The sequence below is a fragment of the Streptomyces sp. SL06 genome (genome assembly GCF_058244745.1).
Genome location: NZ_JBSYOT010000002.1, coordinates 3,572,366 through 3,595,645 on the forward strand (window position 1 = coordinate 3,572,366; position 23,280 = coordinate 3,595,645).

Below are 23,280 nucleotides of genomic sequence, written 5' to 3' on the forward strand. Positions count from 1 at the left end.
GTATGCGTCCCCGGGCGATCACAGGGAACGCGGGGAGGCCGCGCGGGCCGGGTGCGCGCGGACGCGCCGTCGTTCTGGGCGCGGCCGGTCCGTGCGCGCCGTCAGCGTGTCACAGGGTGCGCAGCAGCACCGCCGGCTGTTCCACGCAGTCCGCCACGTACCGCAGGAAACCGCCCGCCGTGCCGCCGTCGCACACCCGGTGGTCGAAGGTGAGCGACAGCTGCACCACCTGGCGGACCGCCAACTCGCCCTCGTGCACCCAGGGTTTGGGGGCGATGCGGCCGACGCCGAGCATGGCCGCCTCGGGGTGGTTGATGATCGGCGTGGAGCCGTCGACGCCGAATACGCCGTAGTTGTTCAACGTGAAGGTGCCGCCGGTCAGTTCACCGGGCGTCAGCCGGCCGGCGCGGGCCGCCCCGGTCAGCCGGGCGAACTCCGCGGTGAGCGCCTCGGCGTCGCGCGTGTGCGCGTCCCGGACCACCGGCACGACCAGGCCCCGGTCCGTCTGGGCGGCGAAGCCGAGGTGGACGTGGTCGAACCGCACGATCTCCCGGGCCTGCGTGTCGACGGTGGAGTTCAGCTCCGGGAAGCGGGCCAGCGCGGCGGTGCAGATCCGGGCCAGCAGGGCGACCAGGGAGACCTTCGGCCCGCCGGCTGCGTTCATGGCGGTGCGCGCCCGCGTCAGCCCGGTCGCGTCGGCGTCCACCCAGCAGGTCGCGTCCGGTATCTCGCGCCGGCTGCGGGAGAGCTTGTCGGCGACGGCGCCGCGGACGCCCTTGAGGGGGGTGCGGAGGCCGCCGGACCGCGCCGCGGAGGCCGCCGGAGCCTGCGCCGCCGCGCCGCCCGTGCCCGCCGGGTCCGGTTCGCTCTCCCGGACCGCCGTGCGCCCGCCCCGCGTGGCGGCGGCGCGCAGCGCGTACTCCACGTCCGCCCGCAGGATCAGCCCGTCCGGGCCGGAGCCGGTCAGCTCGCGCAGGTCCAGGTCGTTCTGCCGGGCCAGCCTGCGCACCAGGGGGGAGATGACGGGGACCGGGCCGTCCACCGGCTCCGCGGTACGGACCCGGCCGTTGACCCGCCCGGACACGGCGGACGCCTGCCGGTCCTGGCGTACCCGGCGGCGCCGCGCGGGCGCCTCGGAGGTGCCGTATCCGACCAGGACGTTGCCCGAGCCCTCGGCCTTCGCGCGCTCGGCCCGGGGGTCGGCGCCCTGCGGCTGTCCGGCCGCCGCGCCGTGCGGCTCCCGGGCCGCCTCGTCCGCGGTGCCCGGCTCCCGCGCCGGACCGTCGGCGGCTGCCTCGCCCACCGCCACCGTCAGCAGCGGCGCGCCGACGGGCAGCTCCGTGCCCTCCTCGCCGAAGCGCGCGGTGACCACGCCGCCGTAGGGGCAGGGCACCTCGACCATCGCCTTGGCCGTCTCGACCTCGACGACCGGCTGGTCGACGGCGACGACCTCGCCGACCTCGACCAGCCAGCGCACGATCTCCGCCTCGGTGAGCCCCTCACCGAGGTCGGGCAGCCTGAACTCCAGGCCGCGCCCATCAGAAGCGTGTGCCATCAGCTTTCGGCCTCCCACTGCAGGCGCCCCACGGCGTCCAGGATCCGGTCCACACCGGGCAGGTGGTGACGCTCCAGCATGGGCGGCGGATACGGGATGTCGAACCCTGCCACACGCAGCACCGGCGCTTCCAGATGGTGGAAGCAGCGCTCCGTGATCCGGGCCGCGATCTCCCCGCCCGGACCCCCGAAGGAGCCCGACTCGTGGACGACGACCGCCCGTCCCGTCCGCCGCACCGAGGCGCACACCGTCTCGTCGTCGAACGGCACCAGGGAGCGCAGATCGACGACTTCGAGGTCCCAGCCCTCGGCTCGGGCCGCCTCGGCCGCCTCCACGCAGACGGCCAGCGACGGCCCGTACGTGATGAGCGTGGCGCTCCGGCCGGAGCGCCGCACCACCGCGCGGCCCACCGGTTCAACGGCTGCCGGCTCCTCGGGGTTCCAGGTGTCCTTCGACCAGTACAGCCGCTTGGGTTCGAGGAAGACCACCGGGTCGTCGGAGGCGATGGAGGCGCGCAGCAGCCCGTAGGCGTCGGCGACGGTCGCGGGCGTGACGACATGGAGCCCCGGAGTCGCCATGTAGTACGCCTCGGACGAGTCGCTGTGGTGCTCGACGCCGCCGATGCCGCCGCCGTAGGGGACGCGGATGGTCAGCGGCAGGGGCATCCTGCCGCGGGTGCGGTTGCGCATCTTGGTGACATGGCTGACGACCTGCTCGAACGCCGGATAGGCGAAGGCGTCGAACTGCATCTCGACGACCGGGCGCAGCCCGTACATCGCCATGCCGACGGCCGTGCCGAGGATGCCGGCCTCGGCGAGCGGGGTGTCCGTGCAGCGGTCCTCGCCGAACTCGGCGGCGAGTCCGTCGGTGATCCGGAAGACGCCACCGAGGGTGCCCACGTCCTCTCCCAGGACGTGCACGCCCGGGTCGGCGGCCATGGCGTCGCGCAGCGCGCGCGTGAGGGCCTGCGCCATGGTGGCCGGCTTGACGGCGACGGTGGTCATCGGTGCGTTCCTTCCGGCCCGGCCCCGCCCTCGGCCTCCGCCTCCAGCTCCGCGCGCAGCAGGTCCCGCTGCTCGCGCAGCTGCGGCGTGGGCTCGGCGTAGACGTGGGCGAACAGGTCCATGGGGTCGAGTTCCGGGTCCTGGTTCATCCGGGCGCGCAGGTCGGCGGCCATGGTCTCGGCGTCCTCGCGGGCGGCCCGGACGCCGGCCTCGTCGAGCAGGCCGCGCCCGGTCAGCTCCCGCTCCAGCAGCTCGACCGGGTCGTGCCGGCGCCAGGTCTCCACCTCGGTGTCGACCCGGTAGCGCGTGGCGTCGTCGGCGTTGGTGTGCGCGTCGACGCGGTACGTCACCGCCTCCACCAGCGTGGGACCGCCGCCCGCGCGCGCGTGGCGTACGGCGTCGGACAGGACCTCGTGCACCGCCGCGGCGTCGTTGCCGTCGACCAGGCGGCCGGGCATCCCGTAGCCGACGGCCTTGTGGGCCAGCGACGGGGCGGCGGTCTGCTTGTCGAGCGGTACCGAGATCGCGAAGCCGTTGTTCTGCACGAGGAAGACGACCGGTGCCCGCCAGACGGCCGCGAAGTTCAGCGCCTCGTGGAAGTCGCCCTCGCTGGTGCCGCCGTCGCCCACCATGGCCAGCGCCACCACGTCGTCGCCCTTGAGGCGGGCGGCGTGCGCGAGGCCCACGGCGTGCGGGAGCTGGGTGGCGAGCGGCGTGGACAGCGGGGCGACCCGGTGCTCGTAGGGGTCGTAACCGGTGTGCCAGTCGCCGCGCAGCAGGGTGAGGGCCTCGACGGGGTCGACGCCGCGGGCGACGACGGCGAGCGTGTCCCGGTAGCTGGGGAAGAGCCAGTCCCGCTCCTCCAGGGCCAGCGCGGCGGCGATCTCGCACGCCTCCTGCCCGGTGCTCGATGGGTAGACGGCCAGCCGGCCCTGCTTGGTGAGCGCCGTGGCCTGCGCGTTGTAGCGCCGGCCGCGCACCAGGCGGGCGTAGAGCGTGCGCAGCAGTTCGGCGTCGGCGCGGTCCGCGGCCTTCGTGCCGAGGACGCGGTACGGCTCCGCGTCGGGCAGCAGCGGCGCGGGGTCGGTACGGGGCTGCCAGGCGGGCGGCGGTGTGGGCCGGTACGCGCCCCGCTGCTCCATGACCGTCATGACGGCACCTCCTCGTGGGAGCGGCTGTGGGCTCGCCACGGGTGTGACGGGCCTCACCTACCGATTGTTCGGTCGTCGGCACAATTTGGCTACACGCGACCCCAGGCTGTGGACAAACGGTTCTCCACAGCCTGAGATGGACGCAGTACGTCCATGGCGGGAAGGCGGGGGGACATGGCAGCTGAACAAATGGCCGAACACGCGGAGGAACCCGGTGCTCCGGACGAGGCCGTCCTCCCGCGCCCGCGCCCGCTGGACGCCATAGACCAGGACATCCTGCGCATGCTCCAGGCGGACGGCCGCGCCTCGATACGGTCGGTCGCCGAGCGGGTGCACGTCTCGCGCGCGAACGCCTACGCGCGCATCAACCGGCTCGTCGAGGACGGCGTCATCCGCGGTTTCGGCGCCCGTGTCGACCACGAACGCGCGGGGCACGGCACCTCGGCGTACATCACCCTGAACATCGTCCAGAACTCGTGGCGCACGGTCCGCGCGCAGCTCCGCCGGCTTCCGGGGGCCTCCCACATCGCCCTGGTGGGCGGCGACTTCGACGTGCTGCTCCTGGTGCACGCGCCCGACAACCGGGCCCTGCGCGAGCTGGTCCTCACCCGCCTCCAGGCCATCCCGGAGGTGCTCAGCACGCGGACCCTGCTGGTGTTCGAGACGGAGGACCTCGAACCGCAGAGCTGACCGCCCGCTCAGGAGGTCCCGCGCAGCCCTCCGAACACCAGCCGCACCACCGCGTCGGCCACCTCGCGCTCGGCCGCGCCGCCCCGGCCGTCCGGGCGGTACCACTCGACGATCGAGTTGATCATGCCGAAGACCAGGCGGGTCGCGAGCCGCACCGCCACGTCTCCGCGCACGTCCCCCTCGTCCGCGGCGTCCTTGAGCAGTCCGGCGACCCGGTGGTCGAACTCGCGCCGCCGCTCCAGCGCCCACCGCTCGGTGTCCGTGTTGCCGCGCACCCGCAGCAGCAGCGTCACGTACGGCAGTTCGGCCATGAGCACCTCGACCATGCGCCGCACGACGTACTCCAGGCGCTCGGCGGCGGATCCCGCGCGCGCGTGCTCCTCGTCGAGGATCGCGAAGAGTTCGTCCAGGGCCCGGCTCACGGCCCGGCGCAGGAGTTCCCCCTTGCCGGAGACATGGTGGTAGATCGACGACTTGGAGATGCCGGCCGCCCTGGAGAGGTGCTCCATGGAGGTGCCGTCGTAGCCGCGCTCGATGAAGACCTGGACGGCCACCGACAGCAGCGTCTCGGGCGTGTACGTGTCCCGCTTGGCGGTGCTCATGAGGTGCCCTCCCGGCCGTCGCAGGCGTAGGCGTGGCGCTGGAGCGCGAGGGACGGCACGCAGCGCCCCGACGGGTCCCACCGGTGCACGCCGGCCAGCAGGGAGCAGGCCCAGGCGTCCCCGAGCCGACGGCTCCATTCGAAGGGCCCGAGGGGGTAGTTCACACCCAGACGCATCGCCGTGTCAACGTCCTCCCGCGTGGCAGCGCCCCTGGCGACGGCGTCGAAGGCCAGATCGATGATCCGCGCGACGGTCCGGGCCACGATCATGCCGGGGACCGCGCCGATCACACTGACCTTCTTGCCGAGCGCCTGGAACAGGCCGGTGGCCTCGGCGAGGACCTGCGCGCAGACGCCCTCGCACGCGGACAGGGCGACCCGGGTGGCCGCGCGGTAGTCGAGGGCGAGATCGAAGTGGACAACGTCCCGGGACACGGGCAACCGCCCGTCGGTGAGGCGCAGCGTCCCGCCGCCGGGCAGGACGAGGCCCGCCTCGCCGCCGCCGTCCCCCGTACGGACCTCGACGCCCGCCTCGCGCATCAGCGGTATCAGTTCGGCGGCCGGGCCCAGGTCGCCCTCGACGAGGACGTGGGCGGGCCGGTCGGCCGCTCGCGCGGTGTGCGGCTCGGGACGCCCGGCGCCGTCGCGGTAGTCGTACCAGCCCCGCCCGCTCTTGCGGCCGAGCCGGCCGGACTCGACCAGGCGGCGCTGGGCCAGGGACGGTGTGAAGCGCGCGTCCTGGAAGAACGCCTGCCACACGGAGTGCGTGACGGACTCGTTGACGTCCTGCCCGATGAGGTCGGTCAGCTCGAACGCGCCCATTCTGAAGCCGCCCGACTCGCGCAGCACGGCGTCGACGGTGGCCGGGTCGGCGGCCCGCTCCTCGTACACCGCGAAGGCCTCGGCGTAGAAGGGCCGGGCGACGCGGTTGACGACGAAACCGGGGGTGTCGGCGCAGGCGACCGGGGTCTTGCCCCAGGCGCGGGCCGTCTCGTACGCGCGCGTGGCCGACGCGGCGTCGGTGGCGGACCCGGAGACCACCTCCACCAGCGGGAGCAGCGGCGCGGGGTTGAAGAAGTGCAGGCCGACGAAGCGGCCGGGGGCGCGGAGCGCGCCGCCGACGGCGGTGACGGACAGGGAGGAGGTGTTGGTGGCGAGCAGGCAGTCGTCGCCGACGATGTCCTCCAGGGCACGGAACAGCTCCTGTTTGACGTCCAGCCGCTCCAGGACCGCCTCGACGACCAGCGCGCAGTCAGCGAGTTCGGCGAGGGACCCGGCGGGCTCCAGCCGGGCGCGGGCCGCGTCCCGTCCGGCGCCGGTGAGCCGTTCCTTCTCGACGAGCCGGTCGAGCCGGGCGCCGATCGCGTCGGCCGCTTCCCGGGCCCGCCCGGGGGCGGCGTCGTACAGCCGGACGGTGTGGCCCGCGACCAGCGCCACCTGGGCGATGCCCTGGCCCATGGTGCCGGTGCCGACGACGGCCACGGGGCTGCTGAGGTCGAGTGCTGTCATGTGCGCGATCCTCCCGCACGGGGTTTTCCACAGATGCGGCGGACCCCCTTGTCCCGACCGATCGTTCGGTTACTCTAGCCGTGTCCGCCTGATTCTGCCCAGGTCACCCCAGGTCACGACTCGACGGAGAGTTCGTGAGACGAGGAGTTGGTCCCGCATGGCCGCCGAACTCACCGCACACCAGCTGATCGCCCAGCACCGGCCGACCCTGGACCTGGCGCTGGAAACGATCCGCACGCGCGCGTACTGGTCCCCCCACCCCGAGCACCCGAAGGCCTACGGGGACAACGGCAGCCTGGACATGGCGGCGGGCAAGGCCGCCTTCGACGCCCTGCTCGGCACCCGCCTGGACCTGGGCCAGCCCGGCACCGACGACTGGGTGGGCGGCGAGGTCTCCCCGTACGGCGTCGAGCTGGGCGTGACGTATCCGCACGCGGACCCGGACGTGCTGCTGCCCGCCATGAAGGCCGGACAGAAGGCGTGGCGGGACGCGGGCGCGGAGCTGCGCGCGATGGTCTGCCTGGAGATCCTCAAACGGATCGCCGACCGGACCATGGAGTTCGCGCAGGCGGTCATGCACACCTCCGGCCAGGCCTTCATGATGGCCTTCCAGGCGGGCGGCCCGCACGCGCAGGACCGCGGCATGGAGGCCGTGGCCTACGCCTACGTGGAGCAGGTCCGCACGCCCGACACGGCGGAGTGGACCAAGCCGCAGGGCAAGCGCGACCCGCTGGCGCTCACCAAGCAGTTCACGCCGGTCCCGAGGGGCATCGGCCTGGTCATCGGCTGCAACACCTTCCCGACCTGGAACGGCTATCCGGGCCTGTTCGCCTCCCTCGCCACCGGCAACGCGGTCCTGGTCAAGCCCCACCCGCGCGCGGTGCTGCCGCTCGCGCTCACCGTGCGGGTGGCCCGCGAGGTCCTCACCGAGGCCGGCTTCGACCCCAACCTGGCCGCGCTGGCCGCCGAGCGCCCCGGCGAGGGCATCGCCAAGACCCTGGCGACCCGCCCCGAGATCCGCATCGTCGACTACACCGGCTCCACCGCCTTCGGCGACTGGCTGGAGGCCAACGCCCGCCAGGCGCAGGTCTTCACGGAGAAGGCCGGCGTCAACACGGTGATCGTGGAGTCGACCGACGACTACCGGGGAATGCTCGCCAACCTGGCCTTCTCCCTGTCCCTCTACAGCGGCCAGATGTGCACCACCCCGCAGAACCTGCTGATCCCCCGCGACGGCATCCGCACCGACCAGGGCGACAAGTCCTACGACGAGGTGACCGCCGACCTGGCACGGGCCGTCGACGGACTCCTCGGCGACGACGCGCGCGCGAACTCCCTGCTCGGCGCGATCGTCAACCCGGACGTCAAGGCCCGCCTGGAGGCCGCCGCCGGTCTCGGCGAGGTCGCCCTCGCCTCCCGCGAGGTGACCAACCCGGACTTCCCCGACGCCGTCGTGCGCACACCCGTGATCGTCAAGCTGGACGCCGCCAAGCCCGACGACGCGGCCGTCTGCGCCGACGAGTGCTTCGGCCCCGTCTCCTTCGCCGTCGCCGTCGACTCCGCCGGCCACGCCGTGGAGCTGCTGCGCCGCGGCATCCGGGAGAAGGGCGCGATGACGGTCGGCGCGTACACGACGGACGAGGAGGTCGAGCGGGCCGTGCAGGAGGTCTGCCTGGAGGAGCCGGCCCAGCTCTCCCTCAACCTCACCGGCGGGGTGTACGTCAATCAGACGGCCGCCTTCTCCGACTTCCACGGCTCCGGCGGCAACCCCGCGGCCAACGCCGCCCTGTGCGACGGCGCGTTCGTGGCCAACCGCTTCCGCGTGGTGGAGGTGCGCCGCCAGGCCTAAGTCGCGCTCCAGTGGTACAGCGCCATGGCCACACTGGTCGCGAGGTTGTAGCTGGAGACCTGCGGGCGCATCGGCAGCGCCAGCAGGCGGTCGGCACGCGCGCGCAGTTCCCGCGACAGCCCGCTGCGCTCGGAGCCGAACGCGAGCAGCGCGTCGTCGGGCAGCTTCGTCCCGCGGATGTCCTCGCCCTCCGGGTCCAGCGCGAAGACCGGCCCCGGTGGCAGCTCCGGCACGTCCAGCCGCTCCACGGCGGTCGCGAAGTGCAGCCCCGCACCGCCGCGCACCACCGTGGGATGCCAGGGATCCAGCGGGCCCGTGGTGATCACTCCGGTGGCCCCGAAACCGGCGGCCAGCCGGATCACCGCGCCCGCGTTGCCGAGGTTGCGCGGCTGGTCGAGGACGACCACGGGGGCGGACCGGGGCAGGTGCGCCAGCGCCTCCAGCGCGGCCGCCCGGGAGGGCCGTACGGCCAGGGCGGCCACCGCGGTGGGGTGCGGCCGCGCGACGAGCGACGCGTACGCCTCGCGCGGCACCTCGGTCAGCAGTCCGTTCAGGGTGTCGCACAGGTCGGGCGCCAGTTCCCCGGCGAGGGCGAGGGCGCCCGCGCGGTCGCCGGTCACCGCCACCGGGACCTCGGCGCCGAAGCGCAGCGCGTGCTTGAGGGCGTGGAAGCCGTCGAGCAGCACACACCGCCCGGCGTGCCGGCGCCAGGCGGCCGGCGCGCCGAGGCCGTCGATGCCCTCGGGGGCGGGGTGGCTCATGCCGTGAAGCCTACGTGCGTGTGCTCGGGGCCCCGCTCGTCCCCCGCGTCCGCCGCCGCGTCCTTCTCGCCGGTACCGGCGGCAGGGGCGGCCCTGGGCCCGGGGAGCGCCACCGTACGGCCGTCCCGGCGCCGCAGCAGCCGGTCACGCGCGCGTGCCGCCCGGCCGCCCAGCCGGCGCAGGAACGAGGTCGGCAGGAAGACCGCGTCCGCGGCGATCATCGCCAGCGAGAAGAACGGCAGCCCGAGCGTCACGGCGATCACCGCGTGCTCGGTCATCATGACGGCCAGCAGCACGTTCTTGACCCGCCGGTTGAACAGCGTGAAGGGGAACGCGACCTGCACCACGACCGTGCCGTAGGTGATGAGCATGACCATCGTGCCGCTGGCCGCCAACGCGTCGGAGAGCGCGGGCCAGGGCGAGAAGTAGTCCAGGTGCAGCGGGTAGTAGACCGCCGTGCCGTCCTGCCAGCGCGAACCCTGGATCTTGTACCAGCCGGCCGTCGCGTAGATCAGACAGGCCTCGGCCATGATCACGGCCAGCGCGCCGTTGTGCACGATGTTGGCGACCACGTCGAGCAGGATCCGCGGCTCACCGCCCACCCAGCGCCCCACGGCCCACCACAGGCCCTGCGCGACCCACACCGCCCACAGCAGGACCGGAACGAACCAGTCGCCGTCCAGCCCGCCCGCCAGGGTCGCGGCGAGCAGCGTGAACCCGAACACGCACCACAGCACCGGCCCGGCCCGGTCCACGACACACTCCCCGCGCGCGCGTGCCTCCTCCGCGCGCCGCGCCCGGCGCGCGTCCAGCGACCACACCTGGCCGCAGCGGGTGAGGACGAGGTAGATGCTCATCAGGTGCAGGACGTTGTCGCCGCCGTCCCCCATGAAGACACTGCGGTTCTGCAGCGAGAGCACACCGACCATGAACAGCACGGACACGGTCCGGGTGCGCAGGCCCAGCAGGAGCAGCACGCTGCTCAGCACGGCCAGCGCGTAGCCGGCCTCGAACCAGACCCGCCCGTCCGACCACATCAGCACCGTGAAGGCGCCGTTGTCCGCGAGCAGTTGCTCGGCGAGGTCGTGGCTCCAGGGCCCGTCGGGACCGTACAGCTCGTGGCGGTGGGGCAGTTCGCGCAGCAGGAAGAGCAGCCAGGTGGCGCTGAAGCCGATCCGGATCACGGCCGTCTGGTACCGGCCGAGCGCGGCGCCGGTGACGCGGGCGATCCCGCGGGAGACCGATCGGGCGAGGCCGTTCACGCGGCGTCCCCCTCCTTCGCGCGGGCGGACACCGGCCACCAGGGCAGTTCGCGGTAGGTCGGCCGTCCGGAGACCTTCTCACCGCTCCACGGGGGCGGCTCCACGTTGGTGGTCCGGGAACGGTACTGGACGCGTTCGACGACCCCGCCCGCTCCCGCGGCCCCGTTGCGGTCCAGGCGCAGGGCCGCGATGCGGCGCAGATAGCTCTCGGACAGGGTGCCCCGCAGCCCCACCGGGCGGTTGTCGGAGTCGTGGGTGGAGACGAAGAAGTCCCAGGCCCGGCGCAGTTCGTTCTGCTGGGTGTGGCTCGGCAGCGGATTGCCGTCGATGCCCCGGCCGTCCTCGGCGGACAGGTCGTACCAGCCGGTCGTCCGTATCCCGCCGTCCGCCGTGCTCACCTCGGCACGGACCTGGACGGAGATGTTCTGCTGGAGCGGGTTGGGCGCGAAGAGCTTCCAGTTCTGTTCGAACTCCGGGAAGACCCACTCGTCCACCGCGGTGCCGTGCTGCTTGGTGAGGATGTTCGACGGCGCCACGTGCAGGAACACCAGGCCCATGTGGGCGCAGACGGCCACCGCGACGGCCGCGAGGGCGAGCACGGCACCGACCTGATAGCGCGGGGAGAGCGCGGCGAGGCCGCCACGGGGCTCGGCGGGCGTACGGGGCTCAGTGGCCGTACCGTCCGCCTCACCCGCCTCGTCCGCCTCGGCCGCCTCGGCCGCCTCGGACGAACCCGCGGCGCCGGCGGACCCGGCCGACCCACCGGTTTCCTCCGGACCACCGCTCGACCCGTCCCGCCCCTGCCGGGCGTTCGAGCCCGTGCCGTACGCGTCCATTCCGCCCCGATCCGTCGTTCCGCCGCCCCGCCCCGGGGAGCCCGCACGGCACGCGTGCGGGCGCTCGGCGACGTTCGAACGGGAACGGTACTCAGGACCGTCCGCCCGCACAGCCCCCGGCCGGCCCAGGGGGTGTCGTTTGGATCATGCCGCGGACGCGGGGCCCGGCGCCGGGAGAGCACCGCCGATTCTCCCGCGACCTGATCCGGACGACACCCCCTAGAGCACGTACCCCGGCTCGCCCTTGTCGTCCACCACGGGACGCCCGGCCGCGGCCCACTCCTGCATGCCGCCGTCGACGTTCACGGCGTCGACGCCCTGCTGGACCAGGTACATGGTGGCCTGGGCCGAGCGCCCGCCGACACGGCACAGCACATGGACCCGGCCGTCCTGCGGCGCCGCCTCGGCCAGCTCGCCGTACCGGGCCACGAACTCGCTGAGGGGAATGTGCAGCGCCCCGGCGGCATGGCCCGCCTGCCACTCGTCGTCCTCACGGAACATCCAGCAGGAAGTCGCCGTCCTTGAGGTCCGTGACCTCGACCGTGGGCACACCAGATCCGAAACTCATGCCCCCGACGCTACCCGACGCGGCAGGCCGGTCGGCCGGCTTCACGGTGCCGCCGCGGCTACTGCGCCAGCAGCCCCGCAAGCTCGGTCTCCCGCTCGCTCACCTGGGCCGTCAATTGCTCGGCGATCTCCTCGAGGAGGCGGTCGGGGTCGTCCGGGGCCAGCCGGAGCATCGCGCCGATCGCGCTCTCCTCCAGCTCCTTGGCGAGCAGCGTGAGCATCTCCTTGCGCCGGTCGAGCCATTCCAGCCGGACGTACAGCTCCTCACCTCGGCTCGGGCGCCGCTCCGGTGCCGGCCCGGCCGCCCACTCCTCGGCCAGCGTCCGCAGCTCCGCCTCGTCGCCGCGGGCGTAGGCGGCGTTGACGCGGGTGATGAACTCCTCGCGCCGGACCCGCTCGTCCTCCTCCTGCGCCAGGTCGGGGTGGGCCTTGCGGGCCAGCTCGCGATAGAGCCTGCGGGCCTCCTCGCCGGGCCGCACCCGCTGCGGAGGACGTACCGCCTGGTCCGTGAGCATCGCCGTGGCCTCCGGGAACAGCCCGTCCCCGTCCATCCAGCCGTTCAGCAGCTCCTCGACCCCGGGGATCGGCATCAGCCGGGCCCGCGCCTCGTCGGCCCGGCGCCGGTCGTCGGCGTCCCCGCTGCGGGCCGCCCTGGCGTCGAGGATCTGCGCCTCCAGCTCCTCCAGCCGCGCGTACACCGGACCGAGCCGCTGTTCGTGCAGCCGCGAGAAGTTCTCGACCTCCACCCGGAAGGTCTCCAACGCGATCTCGTACTCGATGAGTGCCTGCTCGGCGGCCCGTACGGCCTGTTCCAGCCGTTCCTCGGGGCGCGGCGCGGCGTCCTCGGGCGGCGCCGCCCGCTCCGCGCCTGCGCCGTCCTCACCCTGCTCAGCTTCCGGGGTCGTCACCCGACCAGCCTAGGCCACGAACCGCCCGGCCCCACCGCGATGGTCACACCCCCGGCTCGGCGGGGACCCGGCCCGCCCGCACGGCCGCGAGCAGCCCTGCGTGGTCCGCCTCCGTGCGGTCGGCGTAGGCCACGGCGAAGGCGGCCACCGCCTCGTCCAGTTCGGCGTTCTTGCCGCAGTAGCCGGCGATGACCCGCGGGTCGGCGCTGTGCGCGTGGGCGCGGGCCAGCAGGGCGCCGGTCATGCGGCCGTAGTCGTCCACCTGGTCGGCGGCCAGCGCGGCGGGGTCGACGCTGCCCTTGCGGTTGCGGAACTGCCGCACCTGGAAGGGCCGCCCGTCGACCGAGGTCCAGCCCAGCAGGATGTCGCTGACCACCTGCATCCGCTTCTGCCCCATGACCACCCGGCGTCCCTCGTGCGCGGCCTCGGGGGCGTCGAACCCGGCGGTCGCCAGATGCGGCAGCAGCGCGGAGGGCCTGGCCTCCTTGACCTGGAGCACGAGCGGTTCGCCCCGGTGGTCCAGGAGCAGCACGACGTACGAGCGCGTGCCCACGCTGCCGGTGCCCACGACCCGGAAGGCGACGTCGTGCACCGCGTACCGGGCCAGCAGCGGCAGCCGGTCCTCGGACAGGGTGGCCAGATACGGCCCGAGGGAGGCCGCGACCGCCGCCGCCTCGGCGTCCGTCACCCGGCGCAGCACCGGCGGGGCGTCCACGAAGCGCCGCCCGCCGTCCCCGGTGGACTCGGTCGACTTGGCGGCGAAGCGCCCGCTGGTGTTGGCCCGCGCCTTGCCGGCCACCCGCTCCAGCGTGCCCAGCAGGTCGTGGGCGTCGGTGTGGGAGACCAGCTCCTCGTCCGCGATGGCGTTCCAGGCGTCCAGCGCCGGGAGCCGGGCCAGCAGCCGCATCGTGCGCCGGTAGGCGCCCGCCGCGTCCCGGGCGGCCGCACGGCAGGTGTCCTCGTCGGCGCCGGCCTCCCGGCCCGCGAGCACGAGCGAGGTGGCGAGCCGCTTGAGGTCCCACTCCCAGGGGCCGTGGACCGTCTCGTCGAAGTCGTTCAGGTCGATGACCAGACCGCCGCGCGCGTCGCCGTAGAGACCGAAGTTGGCCGCGTGCGCGTCCCCGCAGATCTGGGCGCCGACCCCGGTCACCGGCGTGCGCGCCAGGTCGTACGCCATCAGGCCGGCCGAGCCGCGCAGGAAGGCGAACGGCGTGGCCGCCATCCGCCCGGCCCGGATCGGGGTGAGCCCGGGTATCCGGCCGCGGTTGGACTCCTCGACCGCGCTCACCGCGTCCGGCCGGGAGGCGTCCGGGTCGTCGAGCGCGGCGTGCGCGGACCGCGGAACGCGCGTACGCAGCGCCTTGCCCGCCGCCTTCGCCGAGCCGCCCACGGGATAGCGCGCGAACCCCGGCACGGCCGGCACCCGCGGGCCCCCGCCCGCACCCGCCCGCACGCCCGTCTCCACCACGGTCACCGCCCCCGCGGTCGTCCCCCGCGCGGTGGCCTCCGCCGTCGCCTCGGTCATCCCGGCCGCCCTCCCCGTACTCGTACGCACCTGTGCCGTGCCCCTGCCCCTGACCGCGCCGCGCCCGCCCGGCGGCGGCGGCGCGCCACGACCGTACCCCGGGCGAACCGCCGGTACACGGGCCGTGGTCCGGGCCCCGCGCGGCACCCGGGACCTGAGACCTTCCTCACAACGCACCGCGCCGCACACGGAGTTCCGCGCCCTCGTCAGGGCATGCGAAAGCCCCCCAGGTCCGAGACCTGGGGGGCTTTCGACTGGTGCGCGAGGGGGGAGTTGAACCCCCACGCCCTTTCGGGCACTGGAACCTGAATCCAGCGCGTCTGCCTATTCCGCCACCCGCGCATTGGGTGTGTCCTCGGGCTCCGTCCTGTATGGTCCGGCGCCCTCCGACACGAGAACATTAGCACGCTGGACGGGACGGATTCACATCCCTTCCGGGCCCGGGACCAGGGCGCCCAACCTCCTTCGGGCACTCGTCCCGGCCCGTGGCCGTTCACGTATCAACCTCGTACCGGTCCGGCCCGTCTCCCCAGGAGCCGGTAGGGGTCCGCGGTCAGGTGCGGGACACTGGTCGGCGGCCGCCTCTACGATCCTGGGCAGGAATACCCGCGGGAGCGCATCCCGAAGGACCCCGGGAGTTCGAAGGGGAGCTTCGGCGGGAACTCCGAGAGGCGTCGACACCCGTCGACGGGGCCGACAGGGGGAACCAGCCGATCGACCGGCGCGTGGATACGATCAGTAAGCAGTACCAGGTGGGCAGTGAACAGGACGACGGCGACGGAGGAGGTGCCCCATGGGAGTCCTGAAGAAGTTCGAGCAGCGTCTCGAAGGTCTGGTCAACGGCACCTTCGCGAAGGTGTTCAAGTCCGAGGTGCAGCCCGTGGAGATCGCGGGAGCGCTCCAGCGCGAATGCGACAACAACGCGACCATCTGGAACCGCGACCGCACCGTCGTGCCCAATGACTTCATCGTGGAGCTGAGCACGCCCGACTTCGAGCGGCTCAGCCCCTACTCGGGCCAGCTCGGCGACGAGCTGGCCGGCATGGTCCGCGACTACGCCAAGCAGCAGCGCTACACCTTCATGGGACCGATCAAGGTCCACCTGGAGAAGGCGGACGACCTCGACACCGGCCTGTACCGGGTGCGCAGCCGTACGCTCGCCTCCTCCAGCAGCCACCAGGGCGGCCCGGCCCCCGCGGGCCCCGCCGCTCCGGCCGCCCCCGCCGGGCGGCCCGGCGGCGCGGGCGGTGGCTACGGCTACCCGCCCGCCGCCCCGGCGGGCGCCCCGCCCATGCCGCCCGCGCCGCCGCCCGGCCGCCCCGGCGGCTACGGCTACCCGCAGCCCGCGGGCGCCCAGCAGCCCCCGGCCGCACCCGCGCCGGGCGGCCGCACCCGCCACTGGATCGAGATCAACGGCACCCGCCATCAGATCTCCCGCGCGACCCTCGTGCTCGGCCGCAGCACCGAGGCCGACGTGCGGATCGACGACCCCGGCGTCTCCCGCCGGCACTGTGAGATCCGGACCGGAACGCCCTCGACGATCCAGGATCTCGGGTCCACCAACGGCATCGTGGTGGACGGGCAGCACACAACCCGCGCTACGCTCCGCGACGGCTCACGGATCGTCGTGGGCAGCACCACCGTTATCTACAGGCAAGCCGAAGGGTGAACCGGGGGCAATGTCAGAGCTGACCCTCACGGTCATGCGGCTGGGTTTTCTCGCCGTACTGTGGCTGTTCGTGATCGTGGCCGTGCAGGTCATCCGCAGCGACCTGTTCGGTACGCGGGTCACCCAGCGCGGTGCGCGGCGCGACGCCGCACGACCGCAGCAGGCCGCCGCGCGCCAGGGCCAGGCGCCTCCACCGCAGCGCCAGCAGTCGAGCGGCGGCCGGGGCCGCCGCGGCGCTCCCACCAAACTGGTCGTCACGGAGGGCACGCTCACCGGCACCACCGTTGCCCTCCAGGGCCAGACCATCACGCTCGGCCGGGCACATGACTCGACGATCGTGCTGGACGACGACTACGCCTCCAGCCGTCATGCCAGGATCTACCCGGACCAGAACGGCCAGTGGATCGTCGAGGACCTGGGCTCCACCAACGGCACGTACCTGGACCGGTCCCGGCTGACGACCCCCACGCCGATCGGGCCGGGTTCGCCGATCCGCATCGGCAAGACCGTCATCGAGCTGCGGAAGTAGTGCTACACCAATGAAAGAGCGCGAGCGGAGCGAGCACGCAGCGGCGGCCGGCACCCCGGGCCCCGGCGCGCTCCCGACCGGAGGGTGGGCAGTGTGGCTCGACACGACCGGCTGTACCCGGAGCCGACGGGCGAGGTGCGCATGAGTCTGTCACTGCGCTTCGCCGCCGGATCGCACAAGGGCATGATCCGGGAGGGCAACGAGGACTCCGGTTACGCCGGTCCCCGCCTGCTCGCCATCGCCGACGGCATGGGCGGCCAGGCCGCCGGTGAGGTCGCCTCCTCCGAGGTGATCTCCACCATCGTCGCCCTCGACGACGACGTGCCCGGCTCCGACGTGCTCACCTCCCTCGGCGTCGCCGTGCGGCGCGCCAACGACCAACTGCGGCAGATGGTCGAGGAGGACCCCGCCCTGGAGGGCATGGGCACCACGCTGACCGCCCTGCTGTGGACCGGCCAGCGCCTCGGCATGGTCCACGTCGGCGACTCCCGGGCCTACCTCCTGCGCGACGGCGTCCTCACGCAGATCACCCAGGACCACACCTGGGTGCAGCGCCTCGTCGACGAGGGCCGCATCACCGAGGAGGAGGCGGGCACCCACCCGCAGCGCTCCCTGCTGATGCGCGCCCTCGGCAGCGGCGACCACGTCGAACCCGACCTGTCCATCCGCGAGGTGCGGGCCGGCGACCGCTACCTCATCTGCTCCGACGGACTCTCCGGCGTCGTCTCCCACCAGACGATGGAGGACACCCTCGCCAGCTACCAGGGCCCCCAGGAGACCGTCCAGGAACTGATCCAGCTCGCCCTGCGCGGCGGCGGCCCCGACAACATCACCGTCATCGTCGCCAACGTCCTCGACCTCGACACCGGCGACACCCTCGCCGGACAGCTCTCCGACACCCCCGTGGTCGTCGGCGCCGTCGCCGAGAACCAGGCCCAGATGGGCGACAACGGCATCATGCAGACCCCGGCCGGCCGCGCCGCCGGCCTCGGCCGCCAGGGCGGACCGCGCGGCGGGGGCGGCGAGTTCGGCCCGCCCGGCAGCGGCGACACCACCGGCTACGACCCGGCCGGCGGCTTCGACGACTACGGCCCCGACGACTTCGTCAAACCCCGCAAGAGCCGCAGGTGGCTCAAGAGATCCCTGTACACCGTGCTCGCCCTCGCCGTCATCGGCGGCGGCACGTACGGCGGCTGGCGCTGGACCCAGACCCAGTACTACGTCGGTACCAAGGACGACCACGTGGCGCTGTACCGGGGCATCAGCCAGGACCTCGCCTGGGTCTCCCTCTCGAAGGTCCAGAAGGACCACCCCGAGATCGAACTCAAGTACCTGCCGGACTACCAGCAGAAGCTGGTCAAGGACACCATCGCCGAGGGCGACCTGAACGACGCCCGCGCCAAGATCGAGGAACTGGCCGTGCAGGCCTCCGCCTGCAAGAAGCAGACCGAACGGCGCACCGCCGGCACCGAGAACAACGCGAAGACGGACAAGGGCGAGGCCGAAGGCGCCACGGGAACCAGCACCGCCTCCCTCACGTCCAAGGCCTCACCGAGCCCGAACCCGTCGGGAGCGCCCGAATCGTCCGAGTCACCGTCCACGACCGCACCCACTCCAGGCCCCGGCCCGACCCTCTCGGAGGAAGAGCAGAAGGTCGTCTCGCTGTGCGGTAAGCAGTAGGCAAGCCGTGAGAGGCCCTGTCACACGATGAGCAGTACTACCAACTCGCCGACGCACCACACGTCCACGATCGGCGCCATCGGCGCCCCGAGCCGGCGCAACACCGAGCTGGCTCTGCTCGTGTTCGCCGTCCTCATCCCGGTCTTCGCCTACGCCAACGTGGGGCTGGCCATCAATGAGGAAGTGCCCGCGGGCCTGCTGAGCTACGGTCTCGGCCTCGGCCTGCTGGCCGGCGTCGGCCATCTCGTCGTGCGCAAGTTCGCGCCGTACGCGGACCCGCTGCTGCTGCCGCTCGCCACCCTGCTCAACGGGCTCGGGCTCGTCGCGATCTGGCGCCTCGACCAGTCCGAACTGCTCCAGAGCATCGACCAGGCCGGTACCGCCGCGCCCCGCCAGCTGATCTACACCGCGATGGGCATCGCGCTGTTCGTCGCCGTGCTGGTCTTCCTCAAGGACCACCGCGTCCTGCAGCGCTACACCTACATCTCCATGGTCGGCGCCCTGTTCCTGCTGCTGCTCCCGCTGGTCCCGGGCCTCGGCAAGAACATCTACGGCGCCAAGATCTGGATCCAGGTCGGCTCCTTCTCCATCCAGCCAGGAGAGTTCGCCAAGATCGTCCTCGCGATCTTCTTCGCCGGCTACCTGATGGTGAAGCGCGACGCGCTCGCCCTCGCCAGCCGCCGCTTCATCGGCCTCTACCTGCCGCGCGGCCGCGACCTCGGCCCCATCCTGGTCGTCTGGATCGTCTCGATCCTCATCCTCGTCTTCGAGACCGACCTCGGCACCTCGCTGCTCTTCTTCGGCATGTTCGTGATCATGCTGTACGTCGCCACCGAGCGGACCAGCTGGATCGTCTTCGGTATGCTGATGTCCGCGGTCGGCGCCGTCGGCGTGGCCAGCTTCGAACCCCACATCCAGCAGCGGGTGGATGCCTGGCTCGACCCGATGAAGGAGTACACGCTCTCCCGCGCGGGCGTCAGCGGCCACTCCGAGCAGGCCATGCAGGCCCTGTGGGCCTTCGGCTCCGGCGGCACGCTGGGCACCGGCTGGGGCCAGGGCCACTCCGAGCTGATCCGCTTCGCCGCCAACTCCGACTTCATCCTCGCCACCTTCGGCGAGGAACTCGGCCTGGCCGGCCTCATGGCGCTGCTCCTGCTCTACGCGTTGATCGTCGAGCGCGGTGTCCGCACCGCCCTCGCCGCCCGCGACCCCTTCGGCAAGCTCCTCGCCATCGGCCTCTCCGGCGCCTTCGCGCTCCAGGTCTTCGTGGTCGCCGGCGGCGTCATGGGCCTCATCCCGCTCACCGGTATGACGATGCCCTTCCTGGCGTACGGCGGTTCCTCCGTCATCGCCAACTGGGCCCTGATCGGGATCCTGCTGCGCATCAGCGACACGGCGCGCAGACCCGCGCCCGCCGCACCCGCCAACCCCGACGCCGAGATGACCCAGGTGGTCCGACCGTGAACAAGCCACTGCGCCGAATCGCGATCTTCTGCGGCCTCCTCGTCCTCACCCTGCTCATCCGCGACAACTGGCTCCAGTACGTCCAGGCCGGCGAACTCAAGGACGACGAGCACAACCGCCGCGTCGCCATCGAGCGGTACGCCAGTCCCCGCGGCGACATCATCGTCGACGGCAAGGCCATCACCGGCCACGCCACCACCGAGGGCGACTTCAAGTACAAGCGCACCTACAAGGACGGCGCCATGTGGGCGCCCGTCACCGGCTACGTCTCGCAGGCCTACGGCGCCACGCAGATCGAGTCGATCGACGACGGCATCCTCAGCGGCAACGACGACCGGCTCTTCTTCCGCAACACCCTCGACATGATCACCGGCAAGAAGCGCGAGGGCGGCAATGTCGTCACCACCCTCAACAGCGCCGCCCAGAAGGCCGCCTACGACGGTCTGAAGAAGCAGGGCGCCAAGGGCGCCGTCGTCGCGCTCGAACCGTCCACCGGCAAGATCCTCTCGATGGCGTCCTACCCCTCGTACGACCCCACCGGCATCGCCGGGAGCGACGACGCGGCCGGCGAGGCCTGGAACAAGCTCCAGAAGAAGAACAACCCCGACGACCCGATGCTCAACCGCGCGCTGCGCGAGGTCTACCCGCCCGGCTCCACCTTCAAGGTGCTCACCGCGGCCGCCGCCCTGGAGCACGGCCTGTACCACTCGGCGGACGACAAGACCGACTCCCCGCTGCCGTGGACCATGCCGGGCACCACCACCGAACTGGCGAACGAGGGCGACCTGCCCTGCAAGGACGCCACCCTCCGCGAGGCGCTGCGCGTCTCCTGCAACACCGTCTTCGGCAAGGTCGGCGCCGACCTCGGCAACGAGAAGATGCTGGAGACGGCCAAGAAGTTCGGCTTCACCGAGGAGCAGTTCGTCCCGGTCCGCGCCAACGCCTCGGTCTTCTCCGACGACATGAACGACTCGCAGGTCGCGCTCTCCTCCATCGGCCAGTTCAACACCGCCGCCACCCCGCTGCAGATGGCCATGGTCACCTCGGCCATCGCCAACAACGGCACCCTGATGAAGCCGTACATGGTCGACGAACTCCAGGCCCCCAACCTCGACACCATCGAGAAGACGGACCCCGAGGAGATGAGCAAGCCGCTCTCCGCGGACAACGCCCAGATCCTCCAGTCGATGATGGAGACCGTGGTCAAGGACGGCACGGGAACCAACGCCCAGATCGGGGGCGTCACCGTAGGCGGCAAGACCGGTACCGCGCAGCACGGTGTCGACAACAGCGAGAACCCCTACGCCTGGTTCATCTCGTACGCCAAGGGCGACGACGGCAGCTCGCCGGTCGCCGTGGCCGTGGTGATCGAGGACGAGAACGCGGTCCGCGACGACATCTCCGGCGGCGGCCTCGCGGCACCGATCGCGAAGAACGTCATGGAGGCCGTCATCAACAGCAAGAAGTGATCACCCGATGAACGGGACGTGACTCCGGTCACGTCCCCCGCACATCGACGCACGTTGCGATACCGGTCCTGTATCGGCTGCCGGGCTTGGCCAAGGCACACAAAGCGAGCCGGGTACGGTAGGCCGGACGGCAGCCTCCGACCGTACAAGCATGCCGGTCGGGACCGACGGAGAGGGCTGGTAGGTAACCATGGAAGAGCCGCGTCGCCTCGGCGGCCGGTACGAGCTGGGCCCAGTGCTCGGCCGTGGTGGCATGGCGGAGGTTTACCACGCTCATGACACCCGGCTCGGACGCCAGGTGGCGGTGAAGACGCTCCGCGCGGACCTCGCGCGCGACCCGTCCTTCCAGGCCCGCTTCCGCCGGGAGGCCCAGTCGGCCGCCTCGCTCAACCACCCCGCGATCGTGGCGGTCTACGACACGGGCGAGGACTACATCGACGGGGTCTCCATCCCGTACATCGTCATGGAGTACGTCGACGGCTCCACGCTCCGTGAGCTGCTTCACTCCGGCCGCAAGCTGCTGCCGGAGCGGACCCTGGAGATGACCATCGGCATCCTCCAGGCCCTGGAGTACTCCCACCGGGCCGGCATCGTCCACCGCGACATCAAGCCGGCCAACGTCATGCTCACGCGCAACGGCCAGGTCAAGGTCATGGACTTCGGCATCGCCCGCGCCATGGGCGACTCCGGCATGACGATGACCCAGACCTCCGCCGTCATCGGCACCGCCCAGTACCTCTCCCCCGAGCAGGCCAAGGGCGAGCAGGTGGACGCCCGCTCCGACCTGTACTCCACCGGCTGCCTGCTCTACGAGCTGCTCACGGTCCGACCGCCCTTCGTCGGGGACTCCCCGGTCGCCGTCGCCTACCAGCACGTGCGCGAGGAACCGCAGGCGCCGAGCGTCTTCGACCCCGAGATCACGCCCGAGATGGACGCGATCGTGCTGAAGGCCCTGGTCAAGGACCCCGACTACCGCTACCAGTCGGCCGACGAGATGCGCGCCGACATCGAGGCCTGCCTCGACGGCCAGCCCGTCGCCGCCACCGCCGCGATGGGCGCCATGGCCGCCGGCGGCTACGGCGCCTACCCCGACGACCAGCCGACCACCGCCCTGCGCTCCGACGGCGGCGCGGGCGCCACGACGATGCTGCCGCCCATGAACCCGGACGACGGCGGCTACAACTACGACGACCGCCCCGACCGGCGCCGCCAGCAGCCGCGCAAGTCGAACACCTCCACGATCTTCCTGGTGCTGGCCGGCGTCCTCGTCCTGGTCGGCGCGATCCTGATCGGCAAGTACGCGTTCACCGGTGGAGGAGCGGGCGACGGCAAGGTCGCGGTGCCCGGCCTCATCGGTCTGAGCAAGAGCGACGCGCAGCAGCAGGCGGACAACGTCGACCTGAAACTGACCTTCAAAGAGCAGCCCTGCGAGGATCAGCCCAAGGGCAACATCTGCGAGCAGAGCCCCAAGCAGGGCACCGACGTCGACAAGCAGTCCACCGTGGACCTGGTGGTCTCGACGGGGGCGCCGAAGGTCGAGATCCCGGACGTTCGAGGGGCTCTCCTTCAGCGAGGCGGAAAAGGCCCTGCGGGACAAGGGCTTCGACGTCGAGAAGCAGAGCGAGGAGTCCACCGAGAGCCCGGACACCGTGCTCTCCCAGGACCCCAAGAGCGGTTCGTCGCAGGAGAAGGGCTCGACCGTCACCCTCACCGTCGCCAAGGAGACCTCCAAGGTGACCGTGCCCAGCCTGCTGGGCAAGTCCCCCGACGACGCGAAGAAGCTGCTGGACGAGAAGGGCCTCGTGCTCGGCAGCCAGTCGGAGGGGGAGTCCACCGACCAGGCCGAGGGCACGGTCTTCGAGCAGAGCTTCGCCCCGGGCACGGACGTCGACCGCGGCAGCACGGTCGACATCAAGATCGCCAAGGCGCCGGCGGAGGAGGAGAAGCTCGCGATGCCGAAGGTCACGCAGATGACCGTCGGCCAGGCCAAGGAGGTTCTCGGCCAGAACGGCCTGGAACTCGAGAAGGTCGAGGGCGGGGGCGACGACAACTCCGTGGTGTTCGCGAGCAACCCGCCCGAGGGCCAGGAGGTCAAGAAGGGCGACAAGGTCACCCTCTTCGCCGCCGGCCAGGGCGGCGGTGACAACAACGGCGGCGGCAACAACGGCGCCGGCTTCATCGGTGGCCTGCGCGGCGGCGGGTGACCCACCGCACGCTCATGACGGAGCCCCGGTCCCCGCGCGGGGACCGG

17 protein-coding genes, 1 tRNA gene and 2 pseudogenes are annotated in these 23,280 nt (G+C 72.4%); 8 read left to right on the forward strand and 12 right to left on the reverse strand.

What is annotated here, in order from left to right; all coding sequences use genetic code 11:
• Positions 1 to 109 precede the first annotated feature (109 nt).
• From AC4IHM_RS16305 to pdhA, 3 genes are read right to left on the reverse strand one after another with little or no spacing between them, the layout of a single operon-like run.
• The gene (locus AC4IHM_RS16305; RefSeq protein WP_490867766.1) at positions 110 to 1,555 is read right to left on the reverse strand and encodes a dihydrolipoamide acetyltransferase family protein; all 1,446 of its coding nucleotides are present in this window, start codon (positions 1,553 to 1,555) and stop codon (positions 110 to 112) included.
• The gene (locus AC4IHM_RS16310; protein ID WP_490867767.1) at positions 1,555 to 2,559 is read right to left on the reverse strand and encodes an alpha-ketoacid dehydrogenase subunit beta; all 1,005 of its coding nucleotides are present in this window, start codon (positions 2,557 to 2,559) and stop codon (positions 1,555 to 1,557) included. Before AC4IHM_RS16310 ends, AC4IHM_RS16305 begins: the two co-directional genes overlap by 1 nt.
• Positions 2,556 to 3,710, reverse strand: coding sequence for a pyruvate dehydrogenase (acetyl-transferring) E1 component subunit alpha (pdhA, locus tag AC4IHM_RS16315; protein WP_490867768.1), 1,155 nt, complete (start codon positions 3,708 to 3,710; stop codon positions 2,556 to 2,558). The genes AC4IHM_RS16310 and pdhA overlap by 4 nt, the downstream gene beginning before the upstream one ends.
• Positions 3,711 to 3,884: 174 nt before the next feature.
• Here pdhA and AC4IHM_RS16320 point away from each other — a divergent pair, with 174 nt between their 5' ends.
• Complete coding sequence (locus AC4IHM_RS16320) at positions 3,885 to 4,400, forward strand: Lrp/AsnC family transcriptional regulator (RefSeq protein WP_490867769.1); 516 nt, start codon at positions 3,885 to 3,887, stop codon at positions 4,398 to 4,400.
• 8 nt (positions 4,401 to 4,408) lie between these two features.
• Here AC4IHM_RS16320 and AC4IHM_RS16325 read toward each other — a convergent pair whose 3' ends face one another.
• Complete coding sequence (locus AC4IHM_RS16325; protein ID WP_490867770.1) at positions 4,409 to 5,002, reverse strand: TetR/AcrR family transcriptional regulator; 594 nt, start codon at positions 5,000 to 5,002, stop codon at positions 4,409 to 4,411.
• Positions 4,999 to 6,510, reverse strand: coding sequence for a 3-hydroxyacyl-CoA dehydrogenase (locus AC4IHM_RS16330; protein WP_490867771.1), 1,512 nt, complete (start codon positions 6,508 to 6,510; stop codon positions 4,999 to 5,001). The genes AC4IHM_RS16325 and AC4IHM_RS16330 overlap by 4 nt, the downstream gene beginning before the upstream one ends.
• A gap of 157 nt (positions 6,511 to 6,667) precedes the next feature.
• Here AC4IHM_RS16330 and paaN point away from each other — a divergent pair, with 157 nt between their 5' ends.
• On the forward strand, positions 6,668 to 8,359 hold the full coding sequence (gene paaN, locus AC4IHM_RS16335) for a phenylacetic acid degradation protein PaaN (protein ID WP_490867772.1): 1,692 nt from the start codon (positions 6,668 to 6,670) through the stop codon (positions 8,357 to 8,359).
• Here the strand turns inward: paaN and AC4IHM_RS16340 are convergent.
• From AC4IHM_RS16340 to AC4IHM_RS16370, 7 genes and pseudogenes are all read right to left on the reverse strand, one after another.
• Positions 8,356 to 9,120: a TrmH family RNA methyltransferase gene (locus tag AC4IHM_RS16340; protein ID WP_490867773.1), complete on the reverse strand. Its 765-nt coding sequence runs from the start codon at positions 9,118 to 9,120 to the stop codon at positions 8,356 to 8,358. The genes paaN and AC4IHM_RS16340 overlap by 4 nt on opposite strands.
• Complete coding sequence (locus AC4IHM_RS16345; protein WP_490867774.1) at positions 9,117 to 10,382, reverse strand: HTTM domain-containing protein; 1,266 nt, start codon at positions 10,380 to 10,382, stop codon at positions 9,117 to 9,119. Before AC4IHM_RS16345 ends, AC4IHM_RS16340 begins: the two co-directional genes overlap by 4 nt.
• Complete coding sequence (locus tag AC4IHM_RS16350) at positions 10,379 to 11,218, reverse strand: DUF5819 family protein (protein WP_490867775.1); 840 nt, start codon at positions 11,216 to 11,218, stop codon at positions 10,379 to 10,381. The genes AC4IHM_RS16345 and AC4IHM_RS16350 overlap by 4 nt, the downstream gene beginning before the upstream one ends.
• A 219-nt stretch (positions 11,219 to 11,437) precedes the next feature.
• Positions 11,438 to 11,768: pseudogene (locus AC4IHM_RS16355) on the reverse strand (rhodanese-like domain-containing protein).
• A gap of 76 nt (positions 11,769 to 11,844) precedes the next feature.
• Positions 11,845 to 12,693 (reverse strand): hypothetical protein, encoded by an 849-nt coding sequence (locus tag AC4IHM_RS16360; protein ID WP_490867776.1) that lies wholly within the window; start codon positions 12,691 to 12,693, stop codon positions 11,845 to 11,847.
• 43 nt (positions 12,694 to 12,736) lie between these two features.
• Positions 12,737 to 14,218 (reverse strand): DUF2252 domain-containing protein, encoded by a 1,482-nt coding sequence (locus AC4IHM_RS16365; RefSeq protein WP_490867777.1) that lies wholly within the window; start codon positions 14,216 to 14,218, stop codon positions 12,737 to 12,739.
• A gap of 255 nt (positions 14,219 to 14,473) precedes the next feature.
• Positions 14,474 to 14,560: transfer RNA gene (locus tag AC4IHM_RS16370), tRNA-Leu, on the reverse strand.
• A gap of 451 nt (positions 14,561 to 15,011) precedes the next feature.
• Here AC4IHM_RS16370 and fhaA point away from each other — a divergent pair.
• From fhaA to pknB, 6 genes and pseudogenes are all read left to right on the forward strand, one after another.
• A complete protein-coding gene (gene fhaA / locus AC4IHM_RS16375) occupies positions 15,012 to 15,887 on the forward strand; it encodes an antibiotic biosynthesis regulator FhaA (RefSeq protein WP_490867778.1) in 876 nt (291 codons plus the stop codon).
• A gap of 10 nt (positions 15,888 to 15,897) precedes the next feature.
• Complete coding sequence (gene fhaB / locus AC4IHM_RS16380; protein ID WP_490867779.1) at positions 15,898 to 16,416, forward strand: antibiotic biosynthesis regulator FhaB; 519 nt, start codon at positions 15,898 to 15,900, stop codon at positions 16,414 to 16,416.
• 141 nt (positions 16,417 to 16,557) lie between these two features.
• A complete protein-coding gene (locus tag AC4IHM_RS16385) occupies positions 16,558 to 18,096 on the forward strand; it encodes a Stp1/IreP family PP2C-type Ser/Thr phosphatase (RefSeq protein ID WP_490870845.1) in 1,539 nt (512 codons plus the stop codon).
• 27 nt (positions 18,097 to 18,123) lie between these two features.
• Entirely contained in the window at positions 18,124 to 19,560 is a 1,437-nt protein-coding gene (locus tag AC4IHM_RS16390) for an FtsW/RodA/SpoVE family cell cycle protein (RefSeq protein WP_490867780.1), read from the forward strand.
• A complete protein-coding gene (locus tag AC4IHM_RS16395; RefSeq protein WP_490867781.1) occupies positions 19,557 to 21,029 on the forward strand; it encodes a penicillin-binding transpeptidase domain-containing protein in 1,473 nt (490 codons plus the stop codon). Before AC4IHM_RS16390 ends, AC4IHM_RS16395 begins: the two co-directional genes overlap by 4 nt.
• A gap of 190 nt (positions 21,030 to 21,219) precedes the next feature.
• Positions 21,220 to 23,233, forward strand: a pseudogene (pknB, locus tag AC4IHM_RS16400) (Stk1 family PASTA domain-containing Ser/Thr kinase).
• Positions 23,234 to 23,280 lie beyond the last annotated feature (47 nt).